This is a genomic window from Microcoleus sp. POL10_C6, assembly GCF_036701585.1.
Lineage (GTDB): Bacteria > Cyanobacteriota > Cyanobacteriia > Cyanobacteriales > Microcoleaceae > Microcoleus.
On the sequence record NZ_JAUBRB010000064.1, the window covers coordinates 1 to 18,242 of the forward strand.

Sequence of the window (18,242 nt, forward strand, 5' to 3'; positions counted from 1 at the left end):
ATCTTGCACTTTACTCTCGATCGCACGCTCTCTTAACCCAGCCCACGTAATATGCGCTCGATATATTCAGCAAGCCCCAATTATTTATGCTTCGCGATCGCCAGCCCAAAATGCTCACTCATCCCAAAAGTCGTGGTGTGACACGCTCGCTGGTGCCAAAGGTGGGATAAATTTTAGCGTGAGGTTCTTTCTCTAGAGTCATGTTTAAGTCGTCCAGGACTGTGAGTGACTTGGCGCCACCACAAACGCAAAAACTCGATGAGACTTAAATTGAACGTTTTCGGTTCCCGATGGGTCTAAATTGAACAGACGCCCGATCGGTCTAATTTATATGTACTTAGTAAAGCACTTTCAGATTAAAAAAGAGCTGACTCCGTGGCTTAGCGGACTCCTGGCCACATCCCTGCTTGCAGGAGTCGGCTACACAGCTTACAGCCAGTTAACAGTCAAATCCAGCCGCGAAACCAGAGGCAGGGAAAAAACCGTTGCTGTCGAAAGGGTGAACCTGCCGATTACAATTTCGGCAAACGGCACAATTGTGCCCGAACGTTCCGTTAACGTCAGCCCCAAAACTTCAGGAATGCTCAAAAGTTTGCTTGTCAAGGAAGGAGATAAGGTTGAACAAGGGCAGATTCTCGCCTACATGGATGACTCCAACCTCCAAGGCCAACTTACCCAAACTCGCGGACAACTCGCAGCCGCAGAAGCAAACCTGGAAAAATTGGTCAACGGCACTCGATCGCAGGATATTGCTGTGGCTAAGGCAGTGTTAGCAGAACAACAGGCAAGTCTGGAAAAATTGGTCAACGGCAATCGCACCCAAGACATTGCTGTAGCTGAGGCAGCGTTAGCAGAACAACAGGCAACGTTGCAAAAATTGGTCAACGGCAATCGAACCCAAGATATTGCCGTAGCTGAGGCACAACTAGCTGAACAACAGGCAAATTTACAAAAATTGCTTAAGGGCAATCGCCCTGAAGACATCGCACAAGCGATCGCCCAACTCAGAGATGCCGAATACGCCAAAAACCAAGCTGAGGAAGACTTTCAGAGAAATCAGGAACTCTATAATGCCGGAGCCATTGCTTTGCAAGTTGTCAACAACTCCCGCACCGCGCGCGATCGATCTCAAACGCAAGTCAGGCAAGCCGAACAAGCTGTAGCTTTGCTGCAAGCGGGTGCTCGCCCCGAAGAAATCGCTTCTGCGCGGGCTGCTGTGGAGCAAAAACGGCAAGCTTTGACCCTGGCGCGATCGGGGGCACGCCCGGAAGAAATCGCTGCGGGGCGGGCCGCTGTGGAGCAAAAACGGCAAGCTTTGGCCCTGGCGCGATCGGGCGCACGCCCGGAAGACATCGCTGGGGGGCAGGCCGCCGTCGAGCAAAAACAGCAAGCTTTGGCGCTACTAGAAGCCGGTTCTCGCCCGGAAGACATCGCCCAAGCCCGCGCTCAAGTTCTCGCCGCTAGAGGCAGCCTGCAAAGCGTTCAAGCGCAGGTTAACGACACTGTACTGCGGGCTCCTTTCACCGGCACTGTTACCCGCAAGTACGCCGATCCGGGCGCTTTTGTGACTCCCACGACGGCAGGTAGTGCGGTTTCTTCGGCGACTTCTTCTTCGATTTTGTCCTTAGCTTCCAAAAATCAATTAGTAGCAAACGTAGCAGAAACTAATATTTCTCAGATTCGGATGGGCCAGGCTGCGTCTATTCAAGCCGATGCTTTTGCGGGAAAGACTTTTACAGGTAAAATCACTCAAATTTCGCCTCAGTCGATCGTCCAGCAAAATGTGACAAGTTTTGAGGTAAAAGCGGCAATTATTAATGATGATAAACAAATCCTGCGATCGGGCATGAATGTGAATGTTGAGTTTAAGGCTGGTGAACTTAAAAATGTTTTGGTAGTTCCGACTGCGGCAATTGTCCGCCAACAAAGGGAAACGGGGGTTTTTGTTGCGGGTGGAGAAGATGGTAAACCTGCTTTTATGCCGATTAAGACTGGTATGACGGTGGATGATAAGACGGAAGTGCGATCGGGTTTGAAAGGAAATGAAAAAGTGCTGCTTAGTTTCCCTCCGGGATTGCGGCCTAGATCCCAAAATCCATCGCCGGGCGGGATTCCGGGTTTGCAACCGGGTGGGGGAACGCGCTTGCGTTAGTTAGTCCGCGCAGTCGGGGCTAGTTGGTTCGTCGTAGAGTCCGCCAGGGATTGAAATCCCTGTCTCATAGCGAAAGTCCTCTGAAAGAGGACTGAAGAGTTAGTTGATCTACATCAGTTTCAGACGAATTTTCAGTCGGTTTCAACCGACTTTAGCTATGAGACGGGGGTTAAAACCCCCGGCGGATCGTGCCACAAATCATATCGTTTCCGGCTGCATCATCAGACGAATTTTCAGTCGGTTTCAACCGACTTTAGCTATGAGACGGGGGTTTCAACTCCCGGCGGATCGTGCCACAAATCATATCGTTTCCGGTTGCATCGTCAGGTGATAAATTAGAGACCAATTTAGGCATAATTATTAGAATTTGCCACCAAATAATAAATAATAAATAACAAACAACATGAAATTACAGACTCGCCCCGGTACCAACAAAATCTCTAACGTTCAAATCGCGTTGATGGCGACAGAGGCGCTGTGGAATAATAAGTTGCGTACCAGTTTAACTATGCTGGGCGTAATTATTGGGATATCTTCGGTAATTGCCATTACTTCGGTGGGACAGGGAGTACAAAAATCCACTGAAGAACAGTTAAAGGCTTTGGGTACAAATGTGCTGTTGGTTTTATCCGGCGCTTCGCGATCGGGCGGTGTCAGTCAGGGAAGCGGTTCTGCTAGTACCCTGACTTGGGATGACGCTAAGGCGATCGGCAAACAAGCTCCTGCAGTTAAGGCAATTTCGGCTTATTTGCAGCGACAAGTGCAAGTCGTTTACGGCGGACAAAATTCATTTACTTCGATTTTGGGGACGGATTTAAACTATCCCGATGTGAAGAACATTCAACCCCAAGAAGGACGGTTTTTTAACGAGGATGAATTGAATGCTGCTGAGCCTGTAGTTGTCCTCGGTTCTAAGGTGCGAGACGAACTTTTTGGAGCCGGAGCTAATGCGCTATCCTCCGATATTCGTATTCAGGGAAACCGCTACAAGGTCATTGGAGTGATGGAAACTAAGGGGTCTGTAGGGGGAACTGATCAGGACGATCGAGTGTATATTCCCCTCAAAAATATGTCTTCGCGGATTGTGGGGAGAAATTCTTTAGCGGGGATTGCAATATCGGGTTTTTGGTTGGAAACTGCGGGCGAAGCTGATTTAGCGGATGCTCAATTTCAAGTGGAAAATATCATGCGCTTGCGCCACAATATTTATCCGCCACAACCGGATGATTTTCGAGTGGTAAATCAAGCTGAGATAGTTAATACTTTCAGCAATGTGATCGGTTTATTTACGGTGATGGTGGGCGCGATCGCCGGAATTTCTTTGGTGGTTGGCGGTATCGGTATTGCTAATATTATGTTGGTGTCTGTTGTGGAACGGACTAAGGAAATCGGGATTCGCAAAGCGGTAGGCGCTACTAATGCAGCAATTCTCATTCAATTTATGGCCGAATCTATTTTAGTTTCCACGGTGGGGGGAACGGCGGGTATTGGGTTGGGAATTGCGATCGCCTTTGGGGCCTCGACAGCGTTCAAATTTCCGTTTGTGGTTTCTGTATGGTCGATCGCGGCGGGTTTTGGGCTATCTTTTACTGTAGGCTTATTGGCGGGAGTATTGCCGGCTCGGAATGCGGCTCGCTTAGATCCGATCGCAGCTTTGCGGAATGATTGAAGTTAGTGACGTTTGCCCCCGTTAAATTGAACAGTCATGGACGCACGAGTGGTCTGAAACCGGGTTTGATGGACGATCAGACTTCCTTGTCGGCCACAGATTCGCTAACGGGACTTAGACAAAAATCACGTCAAAAATGGCTGCAAACGGTTACAGGTAAAGGGTTTGAGCTTGAATAGGCTTGGATACCGAATTGACAAGGGTTTCATATCTGACGGGGCATCAAACTCTTTCCCTTACCTAGACAGCGTTTCAGGTATTTTAGGGGCTAGAAAATTTCTGAGTCCCATTAGAAATAATATACATTAATTCAAATATAATAACCAAAACCCCTTATCCAACACGCAATTTCCATGTTAGAAGGATTGGTATTGGCAACTGTATTTTGCGGATTTTTTGGTATCATCTTTAAAAAAAACCTGATCATGAAAATCGTCTGTATGGATGTCATGAGTACAGGGGTTATAGCCTATTACGTGGTGGTGGCATCGCGAGAAGGCTTGCTGACACCAATTATTTCAAAGGGGAAAAATGTCGCTTACGCCGATCCGGTTCCCCAGGCGGTGATCTTAACGGCGATCGTGATCGGCTTTTCGATTCAGGCTTTAATGCTGGTCAGTGTGATGAAGCTGGCACGAGATAATCCGACATTAGAAAGTAACGAAATCGAGATGAATAATACCCCATGAATACCCTGACGCTAGCCTGGATTGGACTCCCGTTTTTTGTCGGCTTTACTATTTATTTGATTCCGAAGTTTGACAAGTATCTCGCAATATTCGGAGCGATCGCGTCCGCTGCCTATGCGTTCCAGCTTTTTGTAATGCCGTCAGCGGTGACGCTGGAGTTACTGGATAATTTCAGTGTCACGTTGTTAGTCGATCGCTTGAGCGGCTTTTTCATCTTAACCAATGCCTTAGTCACAGCAGCGGTGATTATCTACTGTTGGCCCACAGATAAGACGGCATTTTTTTATGCACAGATTCTGATGGTACACGGCAGCCTGAATGCGGCCTTTGCCTCTACTGACTTTATCAGTTTATATGTAGGGTTAGAGGTCAGCGGCATTGCGGCGTTTCTCTTGATTGCCTATCCTCGCACCGATCGCTCGATTTGGGTGGCTTTGCGCTATCTATTTATTAGCAACACGGCAATGCTGTTTTATCTCGTAGGTGCCGTGCTGGTTTATAAGGCAAGTCATTCGTTTAGTTTTGCCGGCTTGGGCGAAGCGCCCCCAGAGGCGACCGCTCTGATCTTTATGGGACTCTTGGTTAAGGGAGGTGTGTTTGTATCGGGGTTATGGCTACCGTTAACTCACTCGGAAGCAGAAACGCCTGTGTCGGCTTTGCTGTCAGGAATTGTCGTTAAAGCCGGGGTATATCCCCTCGTGCGGTGCGCGCTGATGGTGGAGGAGGTGGCACCCATCGTCGAAATCTTTGGCGTCGGAACGGCGCTGCTGGGCGTGTTCTATGCCGTTTTAGAAAAAGATAGCAAACGAATGTTGGCTTTTCACACGGTTTCGCAGTTGGGCTTTATCCTCGCTGCACCGTCCGTGGGTGGGTTTTATGCGCTGGCCCACGGTTTGGTCAAATCGTCGCTGTTTCTGATTGCAGGATCGTTACCGAGTCGTAATCTGAAAGAATTGAAACAGAAGCCGATCGATACCAAGATCTGGATTGCCTTAGTCATAGCTAGCTTATCAATCTCTGGCTTTCCCTTGTTGGTTGGCTTTGGGGCAAAGGTGTTGACGGTGAAGAATTTGGGACCCTGGGAAACGATCGCGATGAATGTCGCAGCAGTCGGAACAGCAATTTCTTTTGCTAAATTCATCTTTCTACCCCGTGGCGGACCAACAACAGCCAAACCCGGTTTTTGGCCTGCGGTGTTGCTGTTACTAGCTGGGCTGATTGCAGCCAATGCTTTTGATGTTCAGGCTTATACGCTGGGAAATATGCTTAAGGCGATCGCCATCATCGGCGTTGGTTGGTCAGCCTATTTTCTAATTTTTCAACGCACGGCAATCAAACTGCCACGTATGCTTGAAGAATTCGATCATTTGGTCGGTTTTATGAGCTTGATTTCGCTCCTACTATTCTGGATGGCATTACCCACATGATTGGACAGCTAATATTAAGACTGACGATCTGGTTTCTACTTACTGCCGATTTTAGTTTGGCAAATATTGCGATCGGCTTCATCATTGCTTTCCTGTTGCCGCGCAGCTACGCACCTCCGGAACCTTTGAGGGAATGGTTGGGGGTGTTGGGTAAAATCTTCATGGCGATTCCTATAGCTTATTTAGAAGCGTTTGAACTCATCCTCCGTCCCCACAGACACGAAGATGTGATCATGGAAAAAGTGCCAAACCATCGATCGCCCTTGCTGATATTCCTAGATGTCTTCCTGATTACTTTTACTCCTAAGACGATTGTCGTGAAATATCACGAAGAGGGTTTTTACGAAGTACACCGAGTGCGACGGACATCAAACACGTAGCTAAACTTTGTTTCTGAGGATTTAACCGCTATTGAGGCAGAGTCAGAGAAGAGAAGAGAGAAATGAATAATTTTGATTGAGCTAAGTAAGAAAAAATCAGGAGTGAACACAATTGAACAACTTGAACAACTTGATTTTAATTGCCATGATTTTGGCTCTGCTCATACCCATGTACGAGGTATGGAAAGATCATGATATCTGGCAGACAATGTTGGCGTTTGCCAGTATATCGACCAAGGCGGCAATCATCGCTCTCGTCATATCCGTCTGGCGCGATGATTGGATGATCGGTGTGGTGGCGGCGATTATCCTCAGTGTGGGTAATGCTGGATTGATGTTGTTGGCACAAATAATCAAACGTATCACTGAAGCATGATCGTAATAGATGTATTGAGCTATACCTGCATCGGTATAGGGATTTTTTTCTGGTTTTGGGGTACTTCTTTCCTACTTGGGAAGCGTTCGGTTTTATATAAACTGCACAGTCTTTCGGTATCAGATACGCTGGGTTCGATGGCGATCCTCGTCGGATTGCTGCTGCAAATACCCAGTAAATGGCCCCTGCTGATTCTGGCGATCATTTGCTTAGCAATCTGGAACACCATGCTGGGATATGTGTTGGCCTATTGTTCCAAAACAGGGAGTAACTATGAACGATAATAGCTACATTTATGTCCTCGTCGCTCTGCTACCGTTAGCTGCTGGTATGGTGGTATTTCAGGTCAATCCATACCACGCATTGGTACTGCGGGGGGTATTGGGAGCGATCGCCGCCTTGGTGTATACAATTTTAGGCGCGGGGGATGTGGGCTTGACCGAAGCCTTGATGGGTACTCTACTCGCGATTACACTTTATGCAGTGACGGTGCGTTCATCCCTCGTGCTGCGTCTGGGTGTAATCGAAGACGGGACAGAGGGCGATGCTATACCAAACGACAAAACCGCAGGTCATTTTAAGCAACTGATAGATGACATCCGCACAGTTTTTCAGAAACGCCATATGCGCCTGGAACTGGTTCCCTATGCGAGTGCACAGGCATTGCAGCGGGCGCTGATGGAAAAAGAAGTTCATGCAGCTTGTTCCCCAGAAGACCAACTAGAACACAGCGGCGAAGCGCAACTTTATAACACCGCAATCAGAGTTCGGCGTGTCTACGACATCATGCAAACCGAACTTTCATCACCGGGGACAACCCTAACCTATGTAAATACACCAGACGCAGAGGACAAGCATTGATGAAGTGGGTTTACTTTTTATCAGGGATAGCGCTGTTTGTCAAAATGCTGCTAATCGCCAATCCAACAATGGACTTATCGCAGCAAAGTTCGATCGTCGAATTGGTTGTTCAAGATAGTGGAGTAACCAATGCAGTTTCCGGTATCATTTTGCGAAATCGGCTGTACGACACGATCTTTGAAGTTGTGGTATTTACCATCGCCATCTTGGGTGCAAGTTTTATGCTAGCCAATGAAAGTCCGTCCTGCGCCATATATCAGTTTACCGATCAACCATCGATTATTTTGGCGCGATTGGGAGCGACGATTGCTGCCTTGGTGGGTATCGAACTAGCAATTCGCGGGCATTTAAGTCCAGGCGGTGGTTTTGCAGCGGGTGTAGCGGGGGGAACTGCGATCGGCTTGGTGGCGATTACCTCATCACCGCAGTGGATGCAAGAAATCTACCAGCGCTGGCACGCGGCGACTTTGGAGAAAGTTTCGGTACTTGTTTTCATTGTATTGTCCGTTATCACTCTGTCAGGATATGAGTTACCGCACGGAGAGTTAGGCACACTTTTCAGCGGTGGCATTCTCCCCTTGCTCAATATCCTGGTTGCAGTCAAAGTCGCATTAGGATCGTGGGCGGTGCTGTTGGTGTTTATTCGCTATCGCGGATTGCTATAACAAATGTTCCGATCTCAAATCCATTGACATCGAAATTATTCATCTCTCTCAATCTCTGACTCTGACTTTGTATCCTCTGTGTTTTTTGCGGTTTAATCATTCAGCAAGAACCGTAAACAATATTTTACGTTTATAAGGCTGACGCACGAGTAGTCAGAAACCGGGTTTTTTTGCGAAATACTTCGTTACACCCGCAGAAACTGTCAAAAACCCGGTTTCTTTGCTTTTGGTGAGTAATTCCTGTGTACTCATCTGCGTTTATCTGCGTGCATCTGCGGTTAAATATTCCCAATCTGCAAGATATTAGCTTACACTAAACCAGCTTGAAAAATCTGATTTGCAGTGAGGTTCAAATCGGGAAAAGTTTGGGACACAATCCGGTCATTATCTCGAAACTTGAGGATTTGATATTCACCCTCAACCAAGTTACAGACAGAAATTGTCGGTTGTTTAGGATTGCCAATAAAATTGCGTCCGCCCAACGCAGCATAATCCACAATCCAATATTCAGGGATACCCATCTCTTCATAATCAGCATATTTCAAATAGTAATCATCGCGCCAATTGGTTGACACAACCTCAATTACCAAAGGTATCGATGCACCCAAACTGAGGATAGATTGTTTTTGCCATAAAGTTTCGTTCACCAGATTTCCACGATTTAGCACCAACAAATCAGGGAAATAACCCGAATCTTTTTCAGGAGGTCTAACTATCACTTGGTTTGGGATACTGTATGGCAATCCCAGACGTTTGATTTCAAAAGGAATTTCGATGCCAAGAAAGCCTTTAACTTCCTCGTGTTCGCCTACTGGTTGTGCCATCTCAACAATATCTCCATTATGGAGTTCGTAGCGTACCGCCGAATTTTCAGGCAGCCACTCCACAAATTCCTCGAAGTTTACGAGTTTGGGTAAAGCTTGAGTCATAGGTTTTCAGAATTACCGATAATATAAATTATATCTCTATCTATCTGCGTTTATCTGCGTGCATCTGCGGTTACAAATTTCCATTTTTTATAAAGTCCGCAAGTTGTTGTGCCGCTTATGCTGTAACCATTTCGGGTTTTATATCAGGTGATGCTGGCTCAAAATACAACACCATGATTTGCTCTGGATACAGCCCGACAGATTCATAAGTGCGTCCGTTGCGATCGCTAAATTCCACCTCAAACGCTGCACCATCAGCCAACAGTTCAACCACAGTCCCTACTTGTCCGCACCACAGATTGTATTCAGGAAGGTCAACTGTCAATGCAACGACATCTAGTAATTTAATTGTATTCTTTGCCACTCTTATTACCTCCCGGCACTACATTATAATACGGTGTCTGAACATCCCGTATTCTAGTTTTGTTTTGCGATCGTTGGAACTCATCGGTTAGATTTATAAACTCTTAATTACAACTTACTATTGAAGAAATAACTTAGTTCCGACCACATTTCGCCATTACTCCAAAACAAAAATTTACCGGGATAGCTAAACCTATCAGCTAAACCCACAGCAATATATTCCTTATAAACCAATACGGTTCAGTTAAGGCTATGCAGTGCTTAAAACAATAAATACAGGAGGATTCATTATGATTCCAGTACCTCTGTGTTTAACTTGTTTAGACCGAAATTTTGAGACAGGTTTTTTCACGACTCTGGGGTTGTTTCTCGCTCGCCCTTTCAGGTAGAACTTGATCGAGAATCTCCAAAGTTAACCAATTCAAAAAAAGGGAAGTTCCTGTGGTTGTAACCGCTGAAATTTTGGGAGAGCGCGACGAATAACTCGTAGTGTTCCAGTAAAAGAAAGACGCAATGGTGAAACACCTGCGCTGCTTGCTGCTTGAAAAATTAATGACCTTACCGCCCAATGTCCTAGTAGTAAACCATAAATTTCTTGTACCACCTCCTTTGGCTTTTGAGAACGAATATGAGTTTTTCGTCCTAATAAATGTACTTTCAGTTCATCAATCGTCTTCTCAACTTCCCAACGTTGATGATATTCACAGGCAAGGAACTGGGCAGGAAATTTTTCCGCGTCCAACAAGCTGGTAATTAAACGATATCTAATTTGTACTTCGGGGCGTTCGGGATGCTCAATTGTGTACTCAATTACTCTTACTTGTATTGGCTTAAATCCTTTTTTTCTTAACTTGCCAGATGGATAAATCCAACTTAAATATGAACCATCATCTAGTTGTGTTTCGTTTAAGAATTTAACGTTGGATGGAATTCGCCCCAAATACTCACAACCTTTACTGAATGTGGCTTCTACCATCGTGTAAGAATGTAAACCTCTATCCCACATCAATAACATTCCCTCTGCCACTGAGCGTAACAATTTTAACGCTCTTACTCTTTCTCCTATTTTATATGGACACATTAAGGCATCAAATATTAAATGTGTTCCTGCCTCTACTAAAATCACTAATCTAGCTTTGGGGAACGCCGCTCTCGTACCCGGACGGCTTCCTGGACGACCAAAAACTCTGGCATTTTCATCACTATCTGGGAGGTCTAAGCAGGTTCCGTCTATCACTACGACTCTGAGTTCGTTGATAAAAGCTCCTACTGTTTCAACTGTAGCCATTGGTCGTACTAAGGAATGAAACAACTGTCTCATCACGCCCGCTCCTAATCTTTGTCTGGCTTGAGTAATTGCCGATTTACATGGAAATCGCCAATATTTACCAATTTTTATCCATGCTTCATTAAGACCATCAATTAAATTTTTTAAGACATCCCGCATTGAATCTTTTGACCACAGACTCATGGCGATTACCAGACACACTACCAGTTGTGCTGGCAGGGCACGATGACGTTTCTCTTCAACATTTGTTTTGGCAATAGCTTGTTCGATGGCACTTGCTGGAATTGCTATCTCTATGGCCTTGAATATCTCCTTACTTGGGATTTTGGGAGATACTAATGAGAATTCTTTGAGATGCACGCTAACTTGCTCTCCTTTTGTGGACACCATACCTAATTTACCACGGTTTGAGCCTTAACTGAACCGTATTGCCTTATAAACGGGATGTAATTTATATTCCAAGGATCTAATTTTAGTTACGAGTATCGTATCGATAAAACAAAGTCTACTGATAAGTTCTATGTAAAACTCTTCTGTTTTTCCCCAATCATCTAATTCCTCTATACCTGAAGTTCCTAAAGATGTTTGAACGAAATAAACTAAATTATTATAATATTTTAATAAATTTATTTCATCATGATGACCATCTCGAAGTCTTTTTATTATCTCCTTTAGTTGATCTATTTTTGCAAGCAGCAGATTAATTTCCTCATCCCCATTTTCAATTTCCAAACTCTTAATTTTTTCCTCAAGAAGTGCAACTTTATTTCTCTCGTCCTTAAGCTGTAGCTCTAAACTTATTTTGGCTTTTTCTAGCTCTCTGGCATTCTCTTCTAGTTGCTTAACTTTTGTTTCTAATTGACGTGAATTGGAGTTTAATGAATTTAACTCATAAACCTTTCTTTCTAGCTGTAGCTCTCAACTTATTTTGGCTTTTTCTAGCTCTCTGGCATTCTCTTCTAGTTGCTTAACTTTTGTTTCTAATTGAGGTGAATTGGAGTTTAATGAATTTAACTCATAAAGCTTTCTTTCTAATTGGGTTTTTTCTTGCTCTAGCTGGTTATTATCTATCTCTAAAGGTTGAACTCGGTCTAGTTCTCGTCTTATTTCTGACTCTAAAGAGTTTTGGCTAGCTCGGAGTTGTAGATTATCTTGTGTCAATCTAGTATTATTATCTTTAACTTGATTTAACTCTCTTCTCAGAACGTCTATTTCTTGCTGTAAATCCGTATTTGTTTTAATGAGTGATTGATTTTGGGCTATGACTTCATTAAGCTGGCTAGTAACCTCTTTAACTTTCTCGATTAAAAATTCCCACGTTATAAACTCTATATCTTGACTACTGAGAGAACCACCCAATTCTTGAATAAGAACTTTTTTATGAGCTTCTAGTTCTTCAATTTTTTGTTCAAAGTAAATATTTTCAATACGAAGATTTGTTGAAATTTTCCTTAATTCATCTCTTTCGCTCTCAACGCTTGCTAACTGTTGTTGTAGGCTTTGAACCGTCTGCTTCAAAGAATTGTTCTCAGTAGTAGCTGCCTTAAGTTCTGCCTCTTTTTGCTTAAATCTTGCCAGGATTTGAACTATAAAGGCGGTAAATAGGTTATTTGCTTGTTGTAAGTGCTGGTTTATTTGCCTAAGCTCAACTGTTTGTGCTTCGGGTCTGTTATCCTCTGGTTTGTTCTTACCCCTGCGAAGTTGCAGGTAAACTATTACGATACTTAGTAAAGCTATTAAACCAGCAGTTTCGTAAACCATACTAATACTTTTTTGAAAATAGAGTTTTTGGACATCGGTTCCCAGGCAGAGCCTAGGAACCAGCTAAAAAATCAAAATTAGCCAAAAAACTGAGGGCGAGTTTAGCATAAAAGTTAACCCCAAAAGTTCAATTTATGCTCTAAACCCGCCCTGGCAAAACTCCCTTAATAAGCGTCTTGCAATTCGTAGAAATCAGGGGAAATGTAATCTTTCCGCAGCGGCCAGCCTACCCAATCTTCGTTCATCAAAATCCGTTTCAGATTCGGATGTCCTTCGTAGACAATGCCGTACATATCGTAGGATTCCCGCTCTTGAAAGTCGGCTGCTTTCCAAATCCAGTAGACTGATGGCACTCTGGGATCTTCGCGGGGAATGAATACTTTGACGCGGACTTCTTCGGGATGGGAAGCATTATCTGTCAGCTTAGCCAAGTGGTAGACGCTGACTAAATCTTCTCCCGGCCCTTGGTCGTAGGCGCACTGGCACTGCATATAATTAAACCCGTAGGCATACAGTGCTGTTGACATCGGAATTAAGAAGTCTCGATCGACCTTTAATATCTCCACGCCCAAATTATCGGCCGCTAAAGCTTCGTGTTCAAAGCCATTCTGAGTCAACCACTGGGAAACCTTCCCGGCTTCAACAATTGAGGTTTCTGTCTCAGCCACGGTTTACCTCCTGTTTTTGTCCTGCAAGCAAAGCCGGTGGTACTGGCATTCCCATTGCTTCGGTCAATTCTTTCGGTGGCGCCATCCGGCCGGGAACTGACAAGTATTTGCCATCTAAAATGTCGTCTACTACTTTCATCTTGTGGGGTCTGGTGTAGTAGCGGTGGGTTGGCAGCAAATTGGCCCGTTCTTGCATAGAATCGTTGGCGATTTTTTTCCGCAGTTTGATAATTGCGTCAATAATCGCTTCTGGGCGGGGGGGACAGCCAGGGATGTACACGTCTACGGGAATCAGCTTGTCAACGCCTCTGACTGCTGTGGTGGAGTCTACGCTGAACATTCCCCCGGTGATGGTGCAAGCGCCCATCGCGATGACGTATTTGGGTTCCGGCATTTGTTCGTACAGCCGCACCAAGATGGGGGCGTACTTCATGGTAATTGTGCCGGCGGTGATGATCAGGTCGGCTTGCCGGGGACTCGATCGCGGTACTAAGCCGAATCTGTCGAAGTCGAAGCGCGAACCGATCAAAGCTGCAAATTCGATGAAGCAGCAAGCGGTACCGTAAAGCAGCGGCCACAAGCTCGAAAGTCTCGCCCAATTGTAGAGGTCATCAACCGTAGTTAGGATGACGTTCTCTGACAATTCGGATGTGACTTCAGGGCGAATAGCGGGGTTGACAATTAGAGGTTTTTGTGATTTGTCAGAACTTAAGACCATTCCAAGGCTCCTTTGCGCCATGCATAGACAAGAGCAATAACGAGGATCGTGATAAAAAACAAGGCTTCGATGAAAGCCAACAGTCCTAGCTGGTTGAAAGCAACCGCCCAAGGATAGAGGAAGACGGTCTCTACGTCGAAGATGACGAAGACCAGGGCGAACATATAATATCGGATGTTGAACTGAATCCAGGCTCCGCCGATCGGCTCGACGCCAGATTCGTAGGTAGTGCGTCGGTCGTAGGGACGACTTTTGGGGCGCAGTACCTTAGACGCCGTGAGGGCGAGGATAGGGACTAGGCTGGAAATTAACAGGAAGCCTAAGAAATACTCGTAGCCGCTGAGTGCAAACACGGTGAATAATTACTGCCTAGGTGAAAGGGTTCTGTAACTTGTCTTTACATTATATAGATTGTGGGTAGCTAAAATTACGAGTTAGTTGAGATTAATCCTCCATCTTCTGCAATAATTTTTAATGTATATTTTAAGATTAGCTTACCTACTCTTTTTGAGCTGTCAACTACCCCCGACGGCAAGTCGCGGGCTTCTGGCATAAAAACTGAAGCCCCAAGTTGACCAGCCTCAGTCCCCTTTCGGGGCTACGTTATCGGCAAGAGTTCAAGTTCACACCAAGGAATCCGTAGCTAGTTCCTTGCTCTGTAACCTAGGGATTAAACATCTGTAAGGGGTTAAGGAAGTGTCTCTGGGAAAGTACCGACCGATAACATTGGCGAAGCTAACATTACTGGAGTAGCAAGGCGCTTCCCGGCATACAGGGAAATGGATAAGCACTACTCCTCTACTTATCCAACCCCTTTCGGGGACTCTGAATTTATTCAGCGTCCTGTTTCATACGTGACCATCAAGGTACGCGGTTTCCACACTCCTAGAGATTTTATGAGCGATCGAGCTACTGAAACCAAAACCCTCGATCGGCACGAGTGCCGCGCCTGCGGCTACGTCTACGATCCGAAAAAAGGGAATCCTAAAAATGACATTGCCCCTGGCACGGCTTTTGAAGATTTGCCCCAAACTTGGGTCTGTCCCGTTTGCGGGGCGCGCAAGTCGGTGTTTCAAAATCTCGGTCAGCAGGAAGGGGTATCGGGATTTAAGGCAAATCAGCGCTACGGTGTCGGTGTCAACGGCATGACCGAAGGTCAGAAAAGTTTGCTGATTTTTGGCGGCTTGGTCGTTGGTTTCTTGTTGTTACTTAGTATGTATGGTTTGCAGTAAAACGATTGTGAGATTTTGGCAACGAATTGTAATGTTATTGGCCGCTGCGCTCATCTGTACGAGTTGCAGCACCATCGGTTCTGTGAGTTACAACCCGTGGCAAGTGATTTCCTTGCCAACGGAAGCTAATTTGCAGGATATTGCCTTTACGGGCAATCCTCAGCACGGCTGGGTTGTGGGTTCTGAGGCGACTCTGCTCGAAACCCTTGACGGTGGCACTAGCTGGAAGCCTATAGCACTGGATATCGACGATCCGAGGTCGCGTTTTGCGTCGGTGAGTTTTTCCGGTTCAGAAGGCTGGATTGTCGGCCAGCCTTCTGTTTTGCTCCACACAAACGATGAGGGCAAGTCTTGGACGCGGATTGCTTTGAGCTCTCAGTTGCCCGGTTCTCCGAGTACGATCGCCGCTTTGGGCCCAAATTCCGCCGAGATGACGACCGATGTCGGGGCGATTTACCGGACTTCGGACGGCGGCAAAAATTGGAAAGCTGTCGTGCAGGATTCTTTTGGGGTAGTTCGCAATATCAACCGTTCTGAAGACGGGCAGTATGTTGCGGTTTCCTCGAAGGGCAATTTCTACTCGGTGTGGAAACCAGGACAAGAAGCTTGGGAACCTCACAACCGCAATAGTTCTCGCCGCTTGCAAAATATGGGCTTTACCAAGGATGGGCGTTTGTGGATGCTCGCCCGCGGCGGTCAGATTCAGTTTAGCGACCCGTCCAATCCTGAAGGTTGGGGAAAACCGTTTTTTCCTGATCGCAAGGCGAGTTGGGGTTTGCTGGACATGGCTTACCGGACTGATAATGAAGTTTGGGTAGCCGGTGGCGGCGGCAATTTGCTGTGCAGTTTGGACGGCGGGAAAACTTGGCTAAAAGACCGCGAAGTAGAAGATGTTCCCGCTAATTTTTACAGGATTGTCTTTATGGGCCCCGATCGCGGATTTGTGATCGGCGCGAGCGGTACTCTACTTAAATATCAAGGTTCAGCACAAGCTGCTTGATAGTAGAATAGTAATAGAGATTGTCTGTCAATTTGTTGTTGAAAGGAGGATTCTAAATGGCCGGTACAACTGGAGAACGTCCGTTTGGGGACATTATTACAAGTATCCGTTATTGGGTAATTCACAGCATCACCATTCCGGCTTTGTTTATTGCTGGATGGCTGTTTGTGCAAACGGGTTTGGCTTACGATGCTTTCGGAACTCCTCGCCCTAACCAGTATTTCACACCGCAGCGGGAAGAAGTGCCGATTATTTCGGATCGCTTTGAAGCTAAGAAACAAGTAGATCAGTTCATTGCCAAGTAATTTAACAAGGATTTGGAAAAATGACGAGCAGAACCCCAAATAATGAGCCAATTTCGTATCCGATTTTTACGGTGCGCTGGTTGGCAGTTCATACTTTAGGTGTCCCAACAATTTTCTTTTTGGGCGCGATCGCAGCAATGCAATTTATTCAACGATAGGAGTTTACAATGCCTGAGCGCGTTCCTAATCCCAACGAGCAGCCTGTTGAGTTAAACCGGACTTCTTTGTATTTGGGTTTGTTGCTGATTTTTGTTTTGGGTATTTTGTTTTCCAGTTATTTCTTTAATTAACTGGTGTCTGAGTTTGCTTTCGATAGTTCGATCGTCGAATTTGTTTAGCTGTAAATTAGTGAGGTGATGGCTATGTTTAGTGAAAGTGGCAGAATTCCTTTGTGGCTGGTAGCTACTGTTGCAGGCCTCGGTGTTCTCAGCATTGTGAGTCTTTTCTTCTACGGTGCTTATGCCGGTTTGGGTTCTTCGATGTAAGAAGAATCAAGCTGATTTTCGGCTTAAAACCCCCCTTTTTCAAGGGGGGTTTTAATTATGCAAATTGTGTTGGTAAATGGGGGATAACTGTTATCGATAGTGTGAATTTTTTGGCCAGTTTATGATATAATACCATTTTTTTAAAGATGTGATAGAGATAAAGAATGTAAAATCCAAGACCATCCGGTGAGAAAACCAATGACGCGATCGGTGAAAGATGCCAAAATTTCCTGGACTTTTGTGCGGAGTTCGTCAAGATTACTAAACACCGACTTTCGCTAAAAAATCTTTCAGATATTCCCACACTCTTTCTGTCGGATTTACTTCGGGACAAGCCGGAGGCTGAAATAGTAAAATAACATTGTCTGGTAATTCAGATGAGTCCAACTTATGAGCGGGTGCGTTATCAACTTGAATGATGTGTAATTGCTCAGGATATTGTATTGACAAAAGTTGTAAATATGCTCCAAAACAAACTTTGTCTAAATGCGAAAACTCCCAAAAAAAACTCTTTCCAGTAGCGATTGATACTGCCCCATACAGCCAAAAACACTCAAATTTCCATTGATGCTTGCCCAGGGGCTTTACGCCTGAAAGCGTCAGCTTGCGCCGACGAATTGTATGCAGCCCTATCCGCGTTTCATCACTACACCAATAACACACTTTTTTATATTTATTTACTTGAGGTAAAGCTCTGTCTAGTAAAGCTTTTATCTGTTGATGCAAGTTATTTTTAAATTCATTAATTGCCGTAGATTTCTGATAAATACTGCGAGGTCTGGGAATTTTTAATTTACTTTTTAATTCCCCTCTAACTAAAGAATATACAGCCGGGTAACTGCTAGCTATTCCTTTAATCAACCAGAGCCAGAGATGAACTTCTTTATAACTCTGAAATCCTTCTGGGTCTCTCAACTCTTGTTGCAAGGTCGCTGCTACTTCAACTGAGAACTTTTTTGGGCGACCAAAAACCTGCCTATTTTTTAACAAATTTTCCAGACCGCCCTTTCTATATTGGGAGAGCCAGCGATGAATCGTTGCCTCACTTTTACCTAAAACTGTGGATACTTCCCGAACAGTTTCTACTTGTTTTGACTGAAATAAATAAAGCATTTGAACTTTATTATAAGCTAGTATTTTTTTTTGTTTCTTGAGGATCTCTCGCAAATCTTCTACAGATTCTGTAATTTTTATATGAGGACGACCAGACATTGTAATTCTCTCCTTTATTTTTTACAAAAGTCTATCACATCTTTAAAAAAATGGTATAAGTT

The 18,242-nt window shown here is 45.0% G+C and carries 24 protein-coding genes and 1 pseudogene; 16 read left to right on the plus strand and 9 right to left on the minus strand.

Annotation, left to right across the window (positions count from 1 at the left end; all coding sequences use genetic code 11):
• The 10 genes from QUA34_RS25525 to QUA34_RS25570 form a co-directional block, all read left to right on the plus strand.
• Window positions 1–196 (plus strand): hypothetical protein (locus QUA34_RS25525; RefSeq protein WP_333389916.1); only part of this gene is annotated, 196 nt, incomplete at its 5' end.
• A 135-nt stretch (window positions 197–331) separates the two neighbouring features.
• Window positions 332–2,152 carry an efflux RND transporter periplasmic adaptor subunit gene (locus tag QUA34_RS25530; protein WP_333389917.1) on the plus strand — a complete coding sequence of 607 codons (1,821 nt, stop codon included), beginning with the start codon at window positions 332–334 and terminating at the stop codon, window positions 2,150–2,152.
• Window positions 2,153–2,555: 403 nt separating this feature from the next.
• A complete protein-coding gene (locus QUA34_RS25535; RefSeq protein ID WP_333323342.1) occupies window positions 2,556–3,821 on the plus strand; it encodes an ABC transporter permease in 1,266 nt (421 codons plus the stop codon).
• 353 nt (window positions 3,822–4,174) lie between these two features.
• Window positions 4,175–4,510 (plus strand): cation:proton antiporter subunit C, encoded by a 336-nt coding sequence (locus tag QUA34_RS25540; protein ID WP_333389918.1) that lies wholly within the window; start codon window positions 4,175–4,177, stop codon window positions 4,508–4,510.
• Window positions 4,507–5,937: a cation:proton antiporter gene (locus tag QUA34_RS25545; protein WP_333389920.1), complete on the plus strand. Its 1,431-nt coding sequence runs from the start codon at window positions 4,507–4,509 to the stop codon at window positions 5,935–5,937. The genes QUA34_RS25540 and QUA34_RS25545 overlap by 4 nt, the downstream gene beginning before the upstream one ends.
• The gene (locus tag QUA34_RS25550; protein ID WP_333230471.1) at window positions 5,934–6,317 is read left to right on the plus strand and encodes a Na+/H+ antiporter subunit E; all 384 of its coding nucleotides are present in this window, start codon (window positions 5,934–5,936) and stop codon (window positions 6,315–6,317) included. The genes QUA34_RS25545 and QUA34_RS25550 overlap by 4 nt, the downstream gene beginning before the upstream one ends.
• Before the next feature lie 145 nt (window positions 6,318–6,462).
• Window positions 6,463–6,693: a hypothetical protein gene (locus tag QUA34_RS25555; protein ID WP_190739580.1), complete on the plus strand. Its 231-nt coding sequence runs from the start codon at window positions 6,463–6,465 to the stop codon at window positions 6,691–6,693.
• Entirely contained in the window at window positions 6,690–6,977 is a 288-nt protein-coding gene (locus tag QUA34_RS25560; RefSeq protein ID WP_333389921.1) for a monovalent cation/H(+) antiporter subunit G, read from the plus strand. The genes QUA34_RS25555 and QUA34_RS25560 overlap by 4 nt, the downstream gene beginning before the upstream one ends.
• Window positions 6,967–7,554, plus strand: a complete 588-nt coding sequence (locus tag QUA34_RS25565; RefSeq protein WP_333389922.1) for a DUF4040 domain-containing protein — start codon at window positions 6,967–6,969, stop codon at window positions 7,552–7,554. Before QUA34_RS25560 ends, QUA34_RS25565 begins: the two co-directional genes overlap by 11 nt.
• Entirely contained in the window at window positions 7,554–8,219 is a 666-nt protein-coding gene (locus QUA34_RS25570; protein ID WP_333389923.1) for a Na(+)/H(+) antiporter subunit B, read from the plus strand. The genes QUA34_RS25565 and QUA34_RS25570 overlap by 1 nt, the downstream gene beginning before the upstream one ends.
• A 308-nt stretch (window positions 8,220–8,527) precedes the next feature.
• Here the strand turns inward: QUA34_RS25570 and QUA34_RS25575 are convergent, their stop codons facing one another.
• From QUA34_RS25575 to ndhC, 8 genes are all read right to left on the minus strand, one after another.
• Window positions 8,528–9,148, minus strand: coding sequence for a Uma2 family endonuclease (locus QUA34_RS25575; protein ID WP_333323353.1), 621 nt, complete (start codon window positions 9,146–9,148; stop codon window positions 8,528–8,530).
• A gap of 115 nt (window positions 9,149–9,263) precedes the next feature.
• Entirely contained in the window at window positions 9,264–9,512 is a 249-nt protein-coding gene (locus tag QUA34_RS25580) for a DUF4926 domain-containing protein (protein ID WP_333323355.1), read from the minus strand.
• Window positions 9,513–9,932: 420 nt separating this feature from the next.
• Window positions 9,933–11,189 carry an IS4 family transposase gene (locus tag QUA34_RS25585; RefSeq protein ID WP_333389924.1) on the minus strand — a complete coding sequence of 419 codons (1,257 nt, stop codon included), beginning with the start codon at window positions 11,187–11,189 and terminating at the stop codon, window positions 9,933–9,935.
• Window positions 11,190–11,213: 24 nt separating this feature from the next.
• A complete protein-coding gene (locus QUA34_RS25590) occupies window positions 11,214–11,531 on the minus strand; it encodes a hypothetical protein (RefSeq protein ID WP_333389925.1) in 318 nt (105 codons plus the stop codon).
• A gap of 186 nt (window positions 11,532–11,717) precedes the next feature.
• Window positions 11,718–12,560, minus strand: a complete 843-nt coding sequence (locus QUA34_RS25595; protein WP_333323358.1) for a hypothetical protein — start codon at window positions 12,558–12,560, stop codon at window positions 11,718–11,720.
• A 164-nt stretch (window positions 12,561–12,724) separates the two neighbouring features.
• Window positions 12,725–13,228: an NAD(P)H-quinone oxidoreductase subunit J gene (locus tag QUA34_RS25600; protein WP_333084555.1), complete on the minus strand. Its 504-nt coding sequence runs from the start codon at window positions 13,226–13,228 to the stop codon at window positions 12,725–12,727.
• Window positions 13,221–13,946 carry a photosynthetic/respiratory NAD(P)H-quinone oxidoreductase subunit K gene (gene ndhK, locus QUA34_RS25605; RefSeq protein ID WP_333084553.1) on the minus strand — a complete coding sequence of 242 codons (726 nt, stop codon included), beginning with the start codon at window positions 13,944–13,946 and terminating at the stop codon, window positions 13,221–13,223. Before ndhK ends, QUA34_RS25600 begins: the two co-directional genes overlap by 8 nt.
• A complete protein-coding gene (gene ndhC, locus QUA34_RS25610) occupies window positions 13,937–14,299 on the minus strand; it encodes a photosynthetic/respiratory NAD(P)H-quinone oxidoreductase subunit C (protein WP_006635500.1) in 363 nt (120 codons plus the stop codon). Before ndhC ends, ndhK begins: the two co-directional genes overlap by 10 nt.
• A 543-nt stretch (window positions 14,300–14,842) precedes the next feature.
• Here ndhC and QUA34_RS25615 point away from each other — a divergent pair.
• The 6 genes from QUA34_RS25615 (at window position 14,843) to QUA34_RS25640 (ending at window position 16,968) form a co-directional block, all read left to right on the plus strand.
• Window positions 14,843–15,178, plus strand: a complete 336-nt coding sequence (locus tag QUA34_RS25615; RefSeq protein ID WP_333323360.1) for a rubredoxin — start codon at window positions 14,843–14,845, stop codon at window positions 15,176–15,178.
• Window positions 15,165–16,178 carry a photosynthesis system II assembly factor Ycf48 gene (locus QUA34_RS25620; RefSeq protein ID WP_333042721.1) on the plus strand — a complete coding sequence of 338 codons (1,014 nt, stop codon included), beginning with the start codon at window positions 15,165–15,167 and terminating at the stop codon, window positions 16,176–16,178. The genes QUA34_RS25615 and QUA34_RS25620 overlap by 14 nt, the downstream gene beginning before the upstream one ends.
• A gap of 56 nt (window positions 16,179–16,234) precedes the next feature.
• Window positions 16,235–16,483, plus strand: coding sequence for a cytochrome b559 subunit alpha (gene psbE, locus QUA34_RS25625; RefSeq protein WP_006635503.1), 249 nt, complete (start codon window positions 16,235–16,237; stop codon window positions 16,481–16,483).
• Window positions 16,484–16,503: 20 nt separating this feature from the next.
• Window positions 16,504–16,641 carry a cytochrome b559 subunit beta gene (gene psbF, locus QUA34_RS25630; RefSeq protein ID WP_006635504.1) on the plus strand — a complete coding sequence of 46 codons (138 nt, stop codon included), beginning with the start codon at window positions 16,504–16,506 and terminating at the stop codon, window positions 16,639–16,641.
• A 9-nt stretch (window positions 16,642–16,650) separates the two neighbouring features.
• Entirely contained in the window at window positions 16,651–16,773 is a 123-nt protein-coding gene (locus QUA34_RS25635; protein ID WP_015176850.1) for a photosystem II reaction center protein L, read from the plus strand.
• Between the two features lie 72 nt (window positions 16,774–16,845).
• Window positions 16,846–16,968 (plus strand): photosystem II reaction center protein J, encoded by a 123-nt coding sequence (locus QUA34_RS25640; protein WP_006635506.1) that lies wholly within the window; start codon window positions 16,846–16,848, stop codon window positions 16,966–16,968.
• A 140-nt stretch (window positions 16,969–17,108) separates the two neighbouring features.
• Here the strand turns inward: QUA34_RS25640 and QUA34_RS25645 are convergent.
• Window positions 17,109–18,180: pseudogene (locus QUA34_RS25645) on the minus strand (IS630 family transposase).
• Window positions 18,181–18,242 lie beyond the last annotated feature (62 nt).

What these genes read in the sequence shown, in the direction of transcription:
- QUA34_RS25530 (WP_333389917.1), top strand. Translation starts at nt 332, where the DNA reads ATGTACTTAGTAAAGCACTTTCAGATTAAAAAAGAGCTGACTCCGTGG.
- QUA34_RS25535 (WP_333323342.1), top strand. Translation starts at nt 2,556, where the DNA reads ATGAAATTACAGACTCGCCCCGGTACCAACAAAATCTCTAACGTTCAA.
- QUA34_RS25540 (WP_333389918.1), top strand. Translation starts at nt 4,175, where the DNA reads ATGTTAGAAGGATTGGTATTGGCAACTGTATTTTGCGGATTTTTTGGT.
- QUA34_RS25545 (WP_333389920.1), top strand. Translation starts at nt 4,507, where the DNA reads ATGAATACCCTGACGCTAGCCTGGATTGGACTCCCGTTTTTTGTCGGC.
- QUA34_RS25550 (WP_333230471.1), top strand. Translation starts at nt 5,934, where the DNA reads ATGATTGGACAGCTAATATTAAGACTGACGATCTGGTTTCTACTTACT.
- QUA34_RS25555 (WP_190739580.1), top strand. Translation starts at nt 6,463, where the DNA reads ATGATTTTGGCTCTGCTCATACCCATGTACGAGGTATGGAAAGATCAT.
- QUA34_RS25560 (WP_333389921.1), top strand. Translation starts at nt 6,690, where the DNA reads ATGATCGTAATAGATGTATTGAGCTATACCTGCATCGGTATAGGGATT.
- QUA34_RS25565 (WP_333389922.1), top strand. Translation starts at nt 6,967, where the DNA reads ATGAACGATAATAGCTACATTTATGTCCTCGTCGCTCTGCTACCGTTA.
- QUA34_RS25570 (WP_333389923.1), top strand. Translation starts at nt 7,554, where the DNA reads ATGAAGTGGGTTTACTTTTTATCAGGGATAGCGCTGTTTGTCAAAATG.
- QUA34_RS25575 (WP_333323353.1), bottom strand. Translation starts at nt 9,148, where the DNA reads ATGACTCAAGCTTTACCCAAACTCGTAAACTTCGAGGAATTTGTGGAG.
- QUA34_RS25585 (WP_333389924.1), bottom strand. Translation starts at nt 11,189, where the DNA reads ATGGTGTCCACAAAAGGAGAGCAAGTTAGCGTGCATCTCAAAGAATTC.
- QUA34_RS25595 (WP_333323358.1), bottom strand. Translation starts at nt 12,560, where the DNA reads ATGGTTTACGAAACTGCTGGTTTAATAGCTTTACTAAGTATCGTAATA.
- ndhK (WP_333084553.1), bottom strand. Translation starts at nt 13,946, where the DNA reads ATGGTCTTAAGTTCTGACAAATCACAAAAACCTCTAATTGTCAACCCC.
- QUA34_RS25615 (WP_333323360.1), top strand. Translation starts at nt 14,843, where the DNA reads ATGAGCGATCGAGCTACTGAAACCAAAACCCTCGATCGGCACGAGTGC.
- QUA34_RS25620 (WP_333042721.1), top strand. Translation starts at nt 15,165, where the DNA reads ATGGTTTGCAGTAAAACGATTGTGAGATTTTGGCAACGAATTGTAATG.
- psbE (WP_006635503.1), top strand. Translation starts at nt 16,235, where the DNA reads ATGGCCGGTACAACTGGAGAACGTCCGTTTGGGGACATTATTACAAGT.
- psbF (WP_006635504.1), top strand. Translation starts at nt 16,504, where the DNA reads ATGACGAGCAGAACCCCAAATAATGAGCCAATTTCGTATCCGATTTTT.
- QUA34_RS25635 (WP_015176850.1), top strand. Translation starts at nt 16,651, where the DNA reads ATGCCTGAGCGCGTTCCTAATCCCAACGAGCAGCCTGTTGAGTTAAAC.
- QUA34_RS25640 (WP_006635506.1), top strand. Translation starts at nt 16,846, where the DNA reads ATGTTTAGTGAAAGTGGCAGAATTCCTTTGTGGCTGGTAGCTACTGTT.